At 55.2% G+C, this 15,630-nt stretch carries 12 protein-coding genes; all 12 read left to right on the top strand.

All coding sequences use genetic code 11. The features are described from left to right. Nucleotides 1-199: 199 nt before the first annotated feature. The 12 genes from ATG98_RS00780 (at nucleotide 200) to pheS (ending at nucleotide 15,531) form a co-directional block, all read left to right on the top strand. Nucleotides 200-535 carry a YeaC family protein gene (locus ATG98_RS00780; RefSeq protein WP_098419060.1) on the top strand — a complete coding sequence of 112 codons (336 nt, stop codon included), beginning with the start codon at nucleotides 200-202 and terminating at the stop codon, nucleotides 533-535. Continuing rightward, nucleotides 532-1,413 (top strand): DUF2797 domain-containing protein, encoded by an 882-nt coding sequence (locus ATG98_RS00775; protein ID WP_098421919.1) that lies wholly within the window; start codon nucleotides 532-534, stop codon nucleotides 1,411-1,413. The genes ATG98_RS00780 and ATG98_RS00775 overlap by 4 nt, the downstream gene beginning before the upstream one ends. Further along, nucleotides 1,406-4,057, top strand: coding sequence for an aminopeptidase N (pepN, locus tag ATG98_RS00770; protein ID WP_098419058.1), 2,652 nt, complete (start codon nucleotides 1,406-1,408; stop codon nucleotides 4,055-4,057). Before ATG98_RS00775 ends, pepN begins: the two co-directional genes overlap by 8 nt. A gap of 375 nt (nucleotides 4,058-4,432) precedes the next feature. Further along, a complete protein-coding gene (locus tag ATG98_RS00765; protein WP_098421918.1) occupies nucleotides 4,433-5,641 on the top strand; it encodes a WD40/YVTN/BNR-like repeat-containing protein in 1,209 nt (402 codons plus the stop codon). Further along, nucleotides 5,638-8,037: an efflux RND transporter permease subunit gene (locus ATG98_RS00760; protein ID WP_098419056.1), complete on the top strand. Its 2,400-nt coding sequence runs from the start codon at nucleotides 5,638-5,640 to the stop codon at nucleotides 8,035-8,037. The genes ATG98_RS00765 and ATG98_RS00760 overlap by 4 nt, the downstream gene beginning before the upstream one ends. 307 nt (nucleotides 8,038-8,344) lie before the next feature. Continuing rightward, nucleotides 8,345-9,670, top strand: a complete 1,326-nt coding sequence (locus tag ATG98_RS00755; protein ID WP_228705984.1) for an RNA-guided endonuclease InsQ/TnpB family protein — start codon at nucleotides 8,345-8,347, stop codon at nucleotides 9,668-9,670. Between the two features lie 124 nt (nucleotides 9,671-9,794). Then, nucleotides 9,795-10,778, top strand: a complete 984-nt coding sequence (locus ATG98_RS00750; protein WP_098419055.1) for a TAXI family TRAP transporter solute-binding subunit — start codon at nucleotides 9,795-9,797, stop codon at nucleotides 10,776-10,778. Nucleotides 10,779-11,177: 399 nt separating this feature from the next. After that, the gene (gene thrS / locus ATG98_RS00745; RefSeq protein ID WP_098419054.1) at nucleotides 11,178-13,103 is read left to right on the top strand and encodes a threonine--tRNA ligase; all 1,926 of its coding nucleotides are present in this window, start codon (nucleotides 11,178-11,180) and stop codon (nucleotides 13,101-13,103) included. A gap of 2 nt (nucleotides 13,104-13,105) precedes the next feature. Next, nucleotides 13,106-13,645, top strand: coding sequence for a translation initiation factor IF-3 (infC, locus tag ATG98_RS00740; protein WP_081622897.1), 540 nt, complete (start codon nucleotides 13,106-13,108; stop codon nucleotides 13,643-13,645). 97 nt (nucleotides 13,646-13,742) lie between these two features. Beyond that, nucleotides 13,743-13,934: a 50S ribosomal protein L35 gene (gene rpmI, locus ATG98_RS00735; RefSeq protein ID WP_098421917.1), complete on the top strand. Its 192-nt coding sequence runs from the start codon at nucleotides 13,743-13,745 to the stop codon at nucleotides 13,932-13,934. A 46-nt stretch (nucleotides 13,935-13,980) separates the two neighbouring features. Beyond that, a complete protein-coding gene (rplT, locus tag ATG98_RS00730; RefSeq protein WP_007351562.1) occupies nucleotides 13,981-14,334 on the top strand; it encodes a 50S ribosomal protein L20 in 354 nt (117 codons plus the stop codon). 198 nt (nucleotides 14,335-14,532) lie between these two features. Further along, the gene (gene pheS / locus ATG98_RS00725; protein ID WP_098421916.1) at nucleotides 14,533-15,531 is read left to right on the top strand and encodes a phenylalanine--tRNA ligase subunit alpha; all 999 of its coding nucleotides are present in this window, start codon (nucleotides 14,533-14,535) and stop codon (nucleotides 15,529-15,531) included. Nucleotides 15,532-15,630: the final 99 nt, after the last annotated feature.

The following is a 15,630-nucleotide window of genomic DNA, read 5'->3' as shown; positions in this document are numbered from 1 at the left end:
CGGGCGGGCGAAAAGCATAAAAAAACCCCACCAAAAGGTGGGGTATTAAGAGAGCGACATAGCTCTGATGAGAGAGACGCCAAATGAACGACCGTGTTGCTTAATGCCATTTGGTGAAGTAATAATAATCATTATCGTTCGCACCTGTCAACGGTTATTGATAGTCTTTTTTTAAAGCGTGTTTTAGGAGGTCTGTGTCATGACTTACGAAGAATTGATTAAACGGCTAGACCCAAACGTCTACCGCAGCCTGCGCCAGTCTATTGAAATGGGTAAATGGCCCGATGGCCGCAAAGTCAGCCCAGAGCAGCGCTCCATCAGCCTGGAAGCGGTGATTCACTACGAAAACACCCACAATATGCCGGAAGAAGAGCGCACCGGTTACATAGACCGCGGTGCAAAAGCCGGCACCGACTGCGATCCCACTGTGCGCATGCAGAAAAAAGCCGCGAAAAACGCTGCTAAAACAGACGCTGCGAGTGGCAGCAGCGACGACAGCGACGGCTCCGATCAGTACACCGAGGTAAAAGTTTGACTCAAACATCCGTAAACCCGGTGGACGTCAGCGGCCGCCTGCGCAAAATGCCCGCCAGTGCGGGCAATCCAGTCGGCTCTCCAGTGCAGTACCAACTGCGCCTGGGCGATGATCATGTCGCACTGAACGAACTGATCGGCCAGCCCATCAGCATTGAGTTTGACGGGGTGATTCGCTGCATCAACTGCGACCGCGTCACCAAAAAAAGCTTCAGCCAGGGTTTCTGCTTTCCCTGCATGCGCAAGCTGGCGGCCTGCGACAGCTGCATCATGAGCCCGGAAAAGTGCCACTTTCACCTGGGCACCTGCCGCGAACCCGAATGGGGGCAGGCCAACTGCATGGTCGAGCACGTGGTTTACCTGGCCAACTCGTCGGGTTTAAAAGTCGGCATTACCCGCGGCACCCAAGTGCCTACCCGCTGGATTGACCAGGGTGCAGTAGACGCCATTCCCATGCTACGGGTAGCCACCCGCCAGTTGTCCGGTTTTGTGGAAGTGGCCTGCAAAGCCCACGTGGCAGATCGCACCAATTGGCGTACCATGTTAAAAGGCGAAACCACCGAGCTGAACCTGGCCGAAGAACGCGACAAACTGCTGGCCCTGGTGGCCGAAGAACTGGACGCCCTGCGCGCAGAACATGGCGCAGACAGCATCCGCGCGGTGCAGGAACCGTCTCGTGATTTCAGCTACCCGGTGGAGGTCTGGCCACAGAAAGTAACATCGCACAACCTGGACAAAACACCCCGCGTGTCTGGCGTACTACAAGGCGTAAAAGGCCAGTACCTGATTCTGGACACGGGCGTGATCAACATTCGCAAATACACCGGTTATCAAGTTCGATTCTGCGCACCGGCAAACACGGGAGACAGCAATGCCTAGCAATCAGCCGCAAACCATTTATCTGAGCGATTACAAGGTGCCCGCCTATCTGGTGGATACCGCCGACCTGCGATTTGAACTGTTCGAAGACGGCGCACGGGTGCACAGCACCCTGGCTTTTCGCCGTAACCCTCAGTCCCAAGAGCTCGATGCGCCTTTGCAACTGCACGGCGACAGCCTGAAGCTGGAAAGCCTGGTATTGAACGGCGAAGCCGTGACTCAGAGTAACTACAGCGTCAGCAACGAGTTGTTGACCGTTAACCAGGTGCCTGAGCACTTCACTCTGCAAGTGGTCACCTGGATAGAGCCCCAAAACAACACCCGCCTGGAAGGCCTGTACAAATCGTCTGCCATGTTCTGCACCCAGTGCGAAGCCGAAGGTTTCCGCTGCATCACCTATTTCCCAGACCGCCCAGACGTGATGGCCCGCTTCAGCACCCGTATTGAAGCGGACAAAACCGCCTATCCGGTGCTTTTATCGAACGGCAACCCCGTCGAACAGGGCGACCTGAGCGATGGCCGCCACTTCGTGACCTGGGAAGATCCGTTCCCGAAACCGGCCTATTTGTTTGCCTTGGTCGCCGGTGATCTGTTGGAAAAGCAGGACAGCTTCACCACCATGAGCGGCCGCAAAGTAGACCTGCGCATGTACGTAGAGCCCCGCAACTCTGAAAAATGCGACTACGCGCTGGACTCCCTGAAACGCGCCATGGCGTGGGACGAAAAAACCTACGGCCGCGAATACGACCTCGACATATTCATGATCGTCGCAGTCGATGATTTCAACATGGGCGCCATGGAAAACAAGGGCTTGAACATCTTCAACTCCTCGTGCGTGCTGGCCAGCCAGGAAACAGCGACGGATATGGCGTTCGAGCGCATTGAATCCATTGTCGCCCACGAATACTTCCACAACTGGTCCGGCAACCGGGTTACCTGCCGCGACTGGTTCCAGCTCAGCTTGAAAGAAGGTTTCACCGTGTTCCGCGATACCCAGTTCTCCGGGGACATGGGTTCGGCCACGGTCAAGCGTATTGAAGATGCCACGGTGCTGCGTACCGCCCAGTTTGCCGAAGACGCAGGCCCCATGGCCCACTCGGTGCGCCCGGCGTCTTACATGGAAATCACCAACTTCTACACCCTGACCATTTATGTAAAGGGCGCCGAAGTGGTGCGTATGATTCACACCCTGTTGGGGCCGGATCTGTTCCGCAAAGGCAGTGACCTGTACTTTGAACGCCACGACGGCCAGGCCGTCACCACGGACGACTTCGTCAAAGCCATGGAAGACGCTTCAGGCCGTGATCTTGGCCAGTTCCGCTTGTGGTACCAGCAAGCCGGTACGCCGCAGATGGCGATCCGTGACCAATACGACGAAAGCGCCGGCGTTTATCGCCTGCACATCGAACAAACCCTGCCAGACACCCCGGGCCAAACCGACAAACAACCTCAGCACATTCCCTTTGCTTTGGGCCTGTTGGGCAGCCGCGGTGAGGCTTTGGCGCTGGCGTTAAGTGCCGAGGAATTGGCCAGCGGCGACGCACCTCAAGAGCGCGTGCTGGAACTCACCGAAGCCAGCCACAGCTTTGAATTTCACGGCCTCAGCGAACGCCCGGTGCCATCCCTGCTGCGGCACTTTTCAGCACCGGTGCGGGTGAGCTATCTATGGACCCGCGAACAACTGCTGTTCCTGATGAACTACGACTCAGACGGCTTCAACCGTTGGGACGCGGGCCAGCGCCTGGCCATAGACGTTATCCAGCAGATGATTGGCGCGCCAAAAGACGTCATCGTAGATACTCGCCTGGTCGGCGCTTTCCGCCACCTGATCAGCGATTCCGATCTGGATCAGGCGCTGGTGGCTAAAATGCTGGTGTTGCCCACGGTGGCTTATCTGGCCGAACTGACCGATGGCGCCGACGTGCCTGCCATTCACCGGGCCCGCCGCCGGGTGGCGAAGCATCTGGCGATTGCCCTGCGCGATGAGCTGGTAGCCTGCTACCGCCGCAACATCGACAGCGGCCCTTACCAGCTTGGCCCTGACGCCGTTGCCCGCCGCAGTCTGCGCAATACCGCTCTGGCCTGGCTGCTGCTGATCAACGATGAAGAAGGCCGCTCCCTGGGCTTAAGCCAGTATCGCGACGCCGACAACATGACCGACCGCATGGGTGCACTGAAGGCGTTTGTGAACTCCGGTTACGACGACGATCGTGCGGCCACCCTGAACGATTTTTACCAGACCTTTCAGCACGACCCCCAAGTGGTGGAACAGTGGTTCTCGGTACAGGCGGCCAGCCGTCGCACCGGGCAGCTGTCACACATTCACGCGTTGCTGGAACACCCGGCCTTTGATTGGAAAAACCCCAACAAAATCCGCGCGGTGATCGGCGCCTTCGCCGGCCAGAACCTGGTTAACTTCCACAATCCGGACGGCTCCGGCTATCAGTTCCTGGCCGACCAGGTCTGCAAACTAGACGACAGCAACCCGCAAATTGCCGCGCGGCTCGTAGGCCCGCTGACCCGCTGGCGCAAATTCGCCCCCGAGTACAGCCAGCAAATGCAAACAGCGCTAATGCAAATTCGCGACAAAGAAAACCTGTCCCGCGACCTGTACGAAGTAGTACACAAAAGCCTGGCGGACTAGCCCAAGCGGGGACGGATTTCAAATCCGTCCCCGCTTTTCGTCCCCGCTCTACGGAAGGGGACAGATTTCAAATCTGTCCCCACTGCCCCTGTCCCCGAGTCCACCACCCAGGGGACAGATTTCAAATCTGTCCCCGCTTTTCGTCCCCGCTCTACGGATGGGGACAGATTTCAAATCTGTCCCCACTGCCACTGTCCCCGAGTCCGCCACCCAGGGGACGGATTTCAAATCCGTCCCCGCTCTACAAATCCGTCCCCGCACTAAGATAAATATCGCACTTTCGGGCGATAGCAACCTGCCAGAAATACACTACACTCAACCTATTGCAGCGCTTTGCGCGCATCAAATACAACAACACCAGCAATAGGAAATCGAATGGCCACACGCAACAGGCGTCCAACCGGCGCCTGCCCGGGATTTGCTGCTGCCATCAGTTTGGCTGCGCTCTGCATTTTAACACCCTCAACGGCATTCGCCGTCGCCGACTTACTGGAAGCCCCTGCTCGCAGCACCGAACTGGCCACAACCAGTTTGCTGAACGACGTCACCCGCGCAGGTGACGATGATCGCCTGGTGGCCGTTGGCGAACGCGGCCACATCATCTATTCCGATGACGGCGGCGCCAACTGGGCCCAGGCCAGCGTGCCGGTGTCGGTCACCCTCACCGGGGTTGATTTTGGCTCGGCCAGCCATGGCTGGGCCGTGGGCCACAGCGGTGCTGTATTACACAGCAGCGATGGAGGCTCTAACTGGACCCTACAGATGACCGGTATTCAGGCTGCCAATCTGGCCATTGCCGGTGTACAGCAGGAAATCGAGGCGATGGAACAGCGCCTTGAAACCGCAGCCGAAGAAGACGTCGGCGATCTGGAATGGGCACTGGACGACCTGATGTTTGGCCTTGAAAACATGCAGGCAGATCTGTCGGTAGGGCCTGTGAACCCGTTTCTGGACGTGTGGTTTGAAGATGCAGACTACGGCTTTGTGATTGGCGCCTACGGTATGATTTTCCACACCGTTGATGGCGGTAATCAATGGCAGGACTGGGCCCGAAAACTGGACAACGGCGACAACTACCACCTCAATGCCATCACCAAAATCGGTGGTGGCGCGCTGGTGATTGTCGGCGAAGCCGGCCAAATCCACGTGTCTGAAGACAACGGCATCACCTGGGATCGCCGCGACAGCGGTTACGAAGGCTCGCTGTTTGGCGTGACCGGTACCGATAACAGCGGCGAAGCGCTTGCATTCGGCCTGCGTGGCACAGTGATGCACACAACCGATAACGGCCAAAGTTGGGAACGCTTACAAACCGGCTCCAGCACCACCTTGAATGATGGCGCTAGTGCCGGCGAACACCTGGTGTTGGTGGGCAACAATGGCACCTTGGTCATTCGCGATGGCGCCAATGAAGAGTTCAAGGAAACCCTGCGAGCCGATCGCCTAGGCTTGATGGGTGTTGTAGTAAGTGGCCCGCAAAAACTGTTGCTGGTGGGTGAGGGCGGCGTCGTTTTGATGGAAGGCGACGCGGGCCTGGTCGAACAAGGGGAAGAACAAGGGGAAGAACAAGGGGCGGTTGAATGACAAATCCAAAGCATGCCAGGGGTGATCACTACCTCACCACACCCAAAGCCGAGCCCTTTCTGGAACGGCTGATTTTCAACAACCGCGTCACCATACTGCTTCTGTTCGCGGTGCTGACCGCATTTCTGGGCTACAACGCGGTGAAAATCAAGCCCGATGCCAGCTTCGAGCGGATGATTCCGCTGGAACACCCGTACATCGTGAACATGATGGAGCACCGGGACGATCTAGAGAACCTGGGTAACTTCGTGCGCATTGCCGTGGCCACAAAAGACGGCAGCGATATCTTCACCGAAGAGTACATGGAAACCCTGCGCCAGATCACCGACGAAGTGTTCTATCTCAGCGGTGTTGATCGCAGCGGCCTGAAATCCCTATGGACCCCCAACGTGCGCTGGGTAGAAGTTACCGAACAGGGCTTCCAGGGCGGCACCATCATCCCGGACAACTACGACGGCAGTTCCGCTGAAAGCCTCGAGAAACTTCGCCAGAACGTATTGCGCTCAAGCGAAGTGGGGCGCCTGATATCCGATAACTTCCGCTCGACCATCGTCTACGCACCGCTCTACGAAAACGACCCGCAAACCGGTGAACCCCTGGACTACGCTGCTTTTTCCCGCCAGCTGGAAGAGAAGATTCGGGAAAAGTACCAGGCGCAGAATCCGAACGTCAGTATTCACATCGTCGGCTTCGCCAAAAAAGTCGGTGACCTGATTGAAGGCATTGGTGCGATTGCCTGGTTTGCCGGCATCACCATTGCTCTGACAACACTGTTGCTGTTCTGGTACTCCCGCTGTATCGCAGGCACTTTGGTGCCGGTGCTGACGTCCATTGTGGCGGTATTCTGGCAGTTAGGGGCGCTAAAAATACTGGGTTACGGGCTAGACCCGTATTCCGTGCTGGTGCCGTTTCTGGTGTTTGCCATTGGCATAAGCCATGGGGTGCAGCTGGTGAACGCCATGGCAGTAGAAGCCGCCCGCGGTTTTGATCCGCTCAACGCCGCTCGCCTGGCGTTTCGGGGTCTTTACATTCCCGGCATGCTGGCGCTGATTTCCGACGCCTTTGGCTTCTTAACGCTGCTGTTTATCGATATCGACGTCATCAAAGACCTGGCCATAGCCGCAGGCTTGGGCGTGGCTATCGTGATCATCACCAACCTGGTTCTGCATCCGCTTCTGATGTCATACATCGGCATTACCGCCAGTGGTATTCGCCACGTGCAAAAACAGGGTGAAGAAACAGACCGCAAATGGCACCGCCTGTCAGTGTTCGCCAGCCCTAAAGTTGCGCCTATATCCGTGTTGGTCGCGCTGCTGGGCCTGGGTGTGGGTGTCTACCTCAAGCAGGACCTGAAAGTAGGCGACCTAGACCAAGGCGCTCCGGAATTGCGCGCCGATTCCCGCTACAATACAGACAACGCTTTCATTATCGACAACTATTCCACCAGTGCTGACGTGCTGGTGGTGATGGTGAAAACCCCGGTCGAGCAGTGCACCCAGTACAGCGTGCTGCGAGCCATGGACACCTTGCAGTGGGAGCTGCAAAACACCCCGGGCGTGCAATCCACCGCCTCGCTGGCGGACGTGTCGAAAATCGTTACCAAGGCGCTGAACGAAGGTAACTGGAACTGGTACGCCATTTCCCGCAACCAGACCATCATCAACGCCTCGATTCGCGATGCGCCATCCGGGCTGATCAACACCGATTGCAGCCTAACGCCCACGTTGGTGTTCCTGGAAGATCACAAAGCCGAAACCCTGCAAACCGTGGTGAGTGCGGTGGAAGTTTTCGCTGCCAACAACAGCAACGAAGACCATACCTTCCTGCTGGCGGCAGGTAACGCCGGGGTAGAAGCGGCCACCAACGACGTCATCGCCAAAGCCAAAGACTGGATGCTGGTGTTCGTCTATGGCGTTGTCAGCCTGCTGTGTTTTGCCACCTTCCGTTCCTGGCGGGCGGTGCTATGCATCGTGGTCCCGCTGGGGCTGACCTCTGTGCTGGCGGAAGCCATCATGGCCATGAGCGGCATCGGCGTCAAAGTCGCCACCTTGCCGGTCATAGCGCTGGGTGTGGGCATAGGTGTGGACTACGGCATCTACATTTACAGCAAGCTGGAGAAATTCCTGCTGGAAGGTAAATCCTTGCAGGAAGCCTACTTCGAAACCCTGCGCTCCACCGGTAAGGCTGTTATATTCACCGGTATTACCCTGGGCTTGGGTGTGGTTACCTGGATTTTCTCACCCATCAAATTCCAGGCCGACATGGGCCTGCTGCTGTTCTTCATGTTCATCTGGAACATGATTGGCTCCATCTGGCTGCTGCCGGCGCTGGCGCACTTCCTGCTGAAGCCGGAACAAATGCGTGAAAAAGCCCGCCTGGCAAACGCTAAAAGCTAGCCGTGTAAACCGCCCCGGCATTAACCCCGGGGCGGTTTTCCTTTTTACTCAAGCACCCGTTGTCCCTTCTGGCTAAAGTGGCCAGATTCATTTATCCGGCTGCCGGGTCTGTGTTTTACTTGGCTCTATGTTTTAACGAAATGAGCGGAATTCCAATTCAAAATCTCTGATTTAGTGTTGGATGGATAGCGATTATTTGGGACGGTCTTGGCTTTCTATATGCACGCGAATTGTAGCTTCTTTTCATCGGGAAATACGACTGTATAAATGATTGACACCAATTTGGTCAGGTCGTAATATTATTAACATGGACAACGAGAAATCAACCCACATTCGCACCCAGCAAATCCTCATTCGAAAGAATCATGAGGCGTTTCGCGGGGCCAGCGTTTGCACTCAGATTACTCGCAGAATAAAAAACGCCACGTCCTATGTGATGCAGCACCATCCTGACGGCAAAGATCAGATGCTGTCGCATCGCGACGCTGACAAATGGCTGAAGAGAAACAACCCGGAACTGTACACTAAGCTTCCGTCAGCCATCGCCCAGCGGAGCACGCAGATTGTCGGCCAGGAATGGAAGGCGTTTTTCGCCGCCTTATCGGCTTTCAAGAAAACACCTTCAGCCTTCAAAGCTCGGCCTCAAAAACCACGTTACGCCCGCAAAGCGGCCACCGTGCACATTGGACGAAACGGCTTCAAGTTTGTTGACGGCACGTTGTACTTTGCCAACGGCGTATTGCCACCGGTCAAAACGCAGTTTCGGTTTTCACAAAGATGGAACGCGTCTGTCGGCGACACCGTTGCGCTTGAAGTCAGAATTGTACCCAGGGGCAACTGCTTCATTATCGAAATCATCTACAACGAATCAAAAATTGTGGAGGCGGGCAACTTTTGCCGTCTTCTCGACACATCCCGCAAGGCCGGGATCGATCTAGGCATCAACAACCTTATCGCACTCGCAACCGATCAGCCGGGCGTTCGCCCTGTTCTGATCAACGGTAAAGCGCTGAAATCGATCAATGCCTGGTACAACAAGCGTGTGGCCAGACTTCGCTCTCAAGGCAAATACGCCCACATTCGCGCCGTGACCAACAAACGCAATCGCCGGATAAAAGACCTGTTGCACAGAGCGTCCAGCAAGGTTGCCTCTTATTGCCTGGAAAACAATATCGGCACACTGGTCATCGGTTATAACAAACACTGGAAGCAAGAGGTCAACGTTGGCCGCGTGAACAACCAGAAGTTTGTCGGTATTCCGCATGCCACTCTGATGTCTCAAATCCAATATAAGTGCCATGAGATGGGCATCACCACCGTTATTCAGGAAGAGTCGTACACCTCCAAAGCCTCCGCCTTGAATAATGATTTCATGCCGGTTTACGGCAACAATCCTGAAAACGTCGTACCACTGTTCAGCGGAAAGCGAATCCGCCGAGGGTTGTATCAAAGCAAACACGGGATCATAAACGCCGACATCAACGGCGCTCTTAATATCCTTAGAAAAGCAACGGGTGAGGCCTTAGGGCTAGCCTGTAAGGGGTTCGTGTCCAACCCCATAATGATGGATCTTATGCCACACAACTCCGTCGTTATTAGAAGGGAAAATGCTGCGCAGCCCATGGCCGCGTAGTAGGTTTACCCAGATGCCAACTCAAAATCTTCGATTTAGTGTTGGTAGTTCACTAGCCATCTAAAAGCTGGATTTTCCCGTTCGCGGGACTCTAAGGGTCATGACAGTAAAAAGGACAACTAAGATGACGGTGAAACTGAAAGCCTCTGTCTTGGCAGTTACCGCGGCACTGAGCCTCGGCGCAGCCTCTGCCATGGTGTCTGCTCAGGAACAGCAGTTCATTACCATCGGCACCGGCGGCGTTACCGGCGTGTACTATCCGGCCGGTGGAGCTATCTGCCGCCTGGTCAACATGGACCGTAAAGACCACGGTATTCGCTGTGCGGTTGAAATCACCGGCGGTTCTGTCTACAACCTGAACGCCATGGCCCGAGGTGAGCTGGACCTGGCCGTAGTTCAATCAGACTGGCAGTTCCACGCCTACAACGGCAGCAGCCAGTTTGAAGGCGACGGCCCCAACAAAAAACTGCGCGCCGTTTTCTCCATGCATCCGGAGCCGTTCACTGTTGTGGCCAGTAAAAGCTCGGGAATCACCACCTTTGAAGATCTGCAAGGCAAGCGAGTTGCGGTTGGCGACCCAGAGTCTGGGCAGCGTGCCACCGCCGAAACGCTGATGAAAGAAATGGGCTGGAAAATGGAAAAATTCGCTCTGGCCGCCGAACTAAAAGCGGCCGAGCAGTCCCAGGCCCTGTGTAGTGGCGACATCGACGCCTTCTTCTACACCGTGGGCCACCCATCAGGCGCTATAAAAGAAGCCACCACCTCCTGCAACAGCGTTCTGGTCACCGTTGATAACAACGCCAGCAAAAAACTGATCAACAACTATCCCTACTACCGCAAAGCCATCATCCCCGGCGGCATGTACCGCGGTAGCGATGAAGACATAACCACCTTCGGCGTCGGAGCCACCTTCGTATCGTCCACCGACGTACCAGAAGACGTGGTGTACCGGGTAGTACGCGCCGTGTTCGAAAATTTCGACAGCTTCAAACGCCTGCACCCGGCCTTTCACAACCTGAACAAAGAAGAAATGGTGTCAGACGCCCTAAGCGCCCCCCTGCACCCGGGTGCCGTCAAATACTACAAAGAAGCCGGCCTGATGAAATAGCAAAAGGGGACGGATTTAAAATCCGTCCCCGATCCATACCCCCCGAGGGGACGAATTTAAAATCCGTCCCCGCTCTACACCAGGGGACAGACTTCAAGTCTGTCCCCGCTTTGTCACTTATCCCTCGGGACAGATTTCAAATCTGTCCCGGCTCCTATACCCCCCGAGGGGACGGATTTAAAATCCGTCCCCGCTTTACACTTTCTGTTAAACTCCCCAACTTCTCGGCACCGCGGTCGTATCGCGGCTGCCAAAAAAGAGGGCATAAAGCGGGAACGGATTTGGAACATAGGGGACGGATTTCAAATCCGTCCCCGCCCTAAGTTTCCCCGCTTTATGCCCTCGCCAAACAAGTGATCTCTGGTATAGATCACCGCTGAGAACCCCTAGGAGCACACCATGCCCGTAGTAACCCTGCCCGATGGCAGTCACCGCAGTTTCGCCGAAGCCGTCACCGTGCACGACGTAGCAGCCGACATAGGCGCCGGCCTGGCCAAAGCCGCCTTGGCCGGTAAAGTCGACGGCACCCTGGTCGACACCAGTCACCTGATTGAACACGACGTCCAACTCGCCATTATCACCGAGCGCGACGACGAAGGCCTGGACGTTATCCGCCACTCCACCGCCCACCTGCTGGCCATGGCGGTCAAAGAGCTGTTCCCGGAAGCCCAGGTCACCATCGGCCCGGTGATAGACGACGGTTTTTACTACGATTTCAAATACGATCGCCCCTTCACCAACGAAGACCTGGCCCGTATTGAAAAGCGCATGGCCGAACTGGCCAAGCAAGACCTGCCGGTTTTCCGCTCGGTGATGTCCCGCAGCGAAGCGGTAGCGCTGTTCAGCAGCATGGGTGAAGAGTACAAAGTTCGCATAATTGAAGACATTCCCGGCGCAGAAGACCTGTCATTTTACCGCCAGGGTGATTTCATCGACCTGTGCCGCGGCCCCCACGTGCCCAGCACCGGCAAAATGAAAGCATTCAAGCTGACCAAGGTATCCGGTGCCTTCTGGCGTGGCGACACCAACAACGAACAGCTGCAGCGCGTCTACGGCACCGCCTGGGCCAACAAGAAAGACCTGAAAGCCTACGTGCATCGCATCGAAGAAGCCGAAAAGCGCGACCACCGCAAAGTCGGCAAAAAGCTGAACCTGTTCCACATGCAAGAAGAAGCCCCGGGCATGGTGTTCTGGCATCCGGACGGCTGGACCATTTACCAGAAAATGGAACAGTACATGCGCGATATCCTGCGCCGCCACGGTTACCAGGAAATCAAAACGCCTCAGATCGTGTCCCGCTCGCTGTGGGAAAAGTCCGGCCACTGGGACAAATTCAAAGAAGGCATGTTCACCACCGAGTCGGAAAAACACGACTTTGCCATCAAGCCCATGAACTGCCCGTGCCATATCCAGGTATTCAATCAGGGCCTGAAAAGCCACAAAGATCTGCCCCTGCGCCTAGCGGAGTTCGGCTCCTGCCACCGCAACGAAGCGTCCGGTGCCTTGCACGGACTGATGCGCGTGCGCGGCTTTACCCAAGACGACGCTCACATCTTCTGTGAAGAAAGCGACATCCAGAACGAAGTGTCGAAGTTCATCGACCTGCTGCACGAAGTCTACAAAGACTTCGGCTTCACCGAGATTCTGTACAAGTTATCTACCCGCCCCGAAAAGCGCGTAGGTTCTGACGAAGTCTGGGACAAATCCGAAGCCGCACTGGAACAGGCCCTGAACCGCGAAGGCGTGAAATGGGAACTGTTGCCGGGCGAAGGCGCGTTTTATGGCCCGAAAATCGAGTTTTCCCTGAAAGACTGTATCGGTCGGGTATGGCAATGCGGCACCATTCAGGTAGACTTCAGCATGCCGGGCCGTTTGGGCGCACAATATGTGTCGGATACCTCCGAACGCAAAACACCGGTTATGCTGCACCGTGCGGTACTTGGGTCGTTTGAGCGTTTCATCGGTATTCTGATTGAAGAATACGAAGGCGCATTCCCCAGCTGGCTGGCCCCAACACAGGTCGCCATCCTCAATATCACCGATAATCAGCGGGAATATTGCGAGAATCTTGCGAAAAAGTGGGATTCTTTGGGCTTTAGGGTTAATGCTGACTTGAGAAACGAGAAGATCGGCTTTAAAATCCGCGAGCACACAATTAACAAGGTTCCCTTTCTTGTGGTTGTCGGCGACAAAGAAGTCGAGAACAACGCCGTTGCGGTGCGAACCCGCAAAGGTGAAGATTTGGGAACATTATCGCTCGAAGCGTTCGAACAGCTTCTGCAAGAAGATGTTGAGCGCAAGAGCAGAACCAAGTTGGAGAATTAATTATTAAACAGAGAGCGAATCGGGGTGCGCGTACACCAAAGGCGCCAATCAATGAGAACATTGATGCAACTGAAGTCCGTCTGATTGACGCCGAAGGCGAGCAAGTGGGTGTGGTTTCAATCGCAGAAGCCCTCAGGATGGCAGAGGAGGCGACCCTGGATCTGGTGCAAGTGACAGATTCCGATCCGATCGTCTGTAAAATAATGGACTATGGCAAGAAGATCTTCGACGAGAAAAAAGCGAAGGCCGTTGCCAAGAAAAAACAGAAACAGACGCAAGTCAAAGAGCTTAAGTTCCGTCCAGGAACTGAAGAAGGGGATTATCAGGTAAAACTACGCAACCTGATACGTTTCCTTGAAGCCGGGGACCGCGGCAAAATCACTGTTCGCTTCCGTGGCCGTGAGATGGCACACCAAGAAATTGGTATGAAACTCATGGAACGCATAGAAGTGGACATGGAAGAAATGGCAACTGTCGAGATGCGTCCGAAAATGGAAGGCCGCCAGATGACCATGATTATCGCCCCCCGCAAAAAGAAGTAGGCCTGCTGTTGTTGCTCATCCCCTGCCAAAGGCGGGGGATTTGTGTTTCAGGTTTGCATACGATGCATCAAAAAAACAGAATGCGGAGTTTTAAAAAATGTCGAAAATGAAAACGAAAAGTGGAGCGGCCAAGCGGTTTAAGAAAACCGCCACCGGCTTCAAGCACAAGTCGTCCTTCACCAGTCACATCCTGACCAAGAAAAGCCCGAAGCGTAAGCGTCAGCTGCGTGGAACCAAGCTTATCTCCAAGGCTGATGTGTCTTCCGTAAAGCGCATGCTCGGAGTTTAGAGCACAGCGCACCCCAAAACGGTTTTTAAGGTAGAAGGATTATAGTATGGCTCGTGTTAAACGTGGTGTGGTTGCACGCCGTCGTCACAAGAAGATTCTAAAGCAGGCTAAAGGTTACTACGGTGCCCGTAGTCGTGTGTACCGCGTTGCCAAGCAAGCGGTTATTAAAGCAGGTCAGTATGCGTACCGCGACCGTCGTAACCGCAAGCGCGCCTTCCGCGCACTGTGGATTGCGCGTATTAACGCCGGTGCCCGTGCCAATGGCTTGTCTTACAGCCGCTTGATCGCTGGCCTGAAAAAGGCCAACGTGGAAATCGACCGTAAAGTTCTGGCCGACCTGGCGATGAACGAGCAGCAAACCTTTGCTGCGGTTGTTGAGAAAGCCAAAGCATCCTTGTGATCGCTTAGCTCTATCATCGATCACGAATCGATCCGCTGCCAGGCATAACAACCAGGCAGCGTTTAATAGGGGAAGGGCACGCTCTTCCCCTATTTTTGTTTGCGGATTTCGTTTGTTTATAAACTTCATATTTTATAGATTTCACCTGTTTATTATTTTAAAAGGTGAAATCTTCATTTCTGGTTTGGAGCAGGGTCAATGGAAAACCTGAAGCAGCTGGTTCAGGACGGGTTAGCGGCGGTAGAAAGCGCCGACAACCTGCAGGCGCTTGATCACATTCGTGTGGAATACCTGGGCAAAAAAGGCGTAATTACCCAGCAGGCCAAAACACTGGGCAAACTCTCTAGCGATGAACGTCCCGCTGCCGGCCAGAAAATCAACGACGCCAAAGGCCAGGTAGAGCAGGCCATCAACGCCCGCCGCAGCGATCTTGAACGCATTGCCATTGAAGCCAAACTGGCCAGCGAGTCCATTGACGTCACCCTGCCAGGCCGCGGCCAGGAACTGGGTGGCCTACACCCGGTTACCCGTACCCTGCAGCGCATTGAAGACTTTTTTGCCAGTGCCGGCTACAGCGTGGAACAAGGCCCGGAAATCGAAGACGACTACCACAACTTCGAAGCCCTCAACATTCCCGGCCACCATCCGGCCCGTGCCATGCACGACACTTTCTATTTTGATCCCGGCACACTGCTGCGCACCCACACCTCACCGGTCCAGATTCGCACCATGGAAGCTGGCAAGCCGCCGTTTCGCATGATCTGTCCTGGCCGCGTCTACCGCTGTGATTCTGACATGACCCACACCCCCATGTTTCACCAGGTGGAAGGGCTGTTAATTGAGAAAAATGTCAGCTTCGCCGACCTGAAAAGCACCGTGGAAGAGTTTTTGCGGGTGTTCTTCGAGCGCGATCTGAAAGTACGTTTCCGCCCGTCTTACTTCCCGTTTACCGAACCTTCGGCGGAAGTAGACATCGAATGGGGCCGCGAAGCCGATGGCACTATCAAGTGGCTGGAAGTCATGGGCTGCGGCATGGTACACCCCAAAGTGTTCGAGCACTGCGGCATAGACGCCGAAGAATACCGTGGTTTTGCCTTTGGCATGGGCGTAGAACGCCTGGCCATGCTGCGCTACGGCGTCAACGACCTGCGCATGTTCTTCGAGAACGATCTGCGCTTTCTGCGCCAGTTCCGTTAAATACCTCTTTAAAACGGCACGGCATTTCAGTCAACAGGCGACACCGCAACAGATTAAGGTCTGTAACAAATTAAGGCCCGCTATAACTTAAGGAAAGCT

The organism is Marinobacter sp. LV10R520-4, assembly GCF_002563815.1.
GTDB lineage: Bacteria > Pseudomonadota > Gammaproteobacteria > Pseudomonadales > Oleiphilaceae > Marinobacter.
Note: the sequence above shows the minus strand (reverse complement) of the source record. Positions and strands in the feature narration are given on the sequence as shown.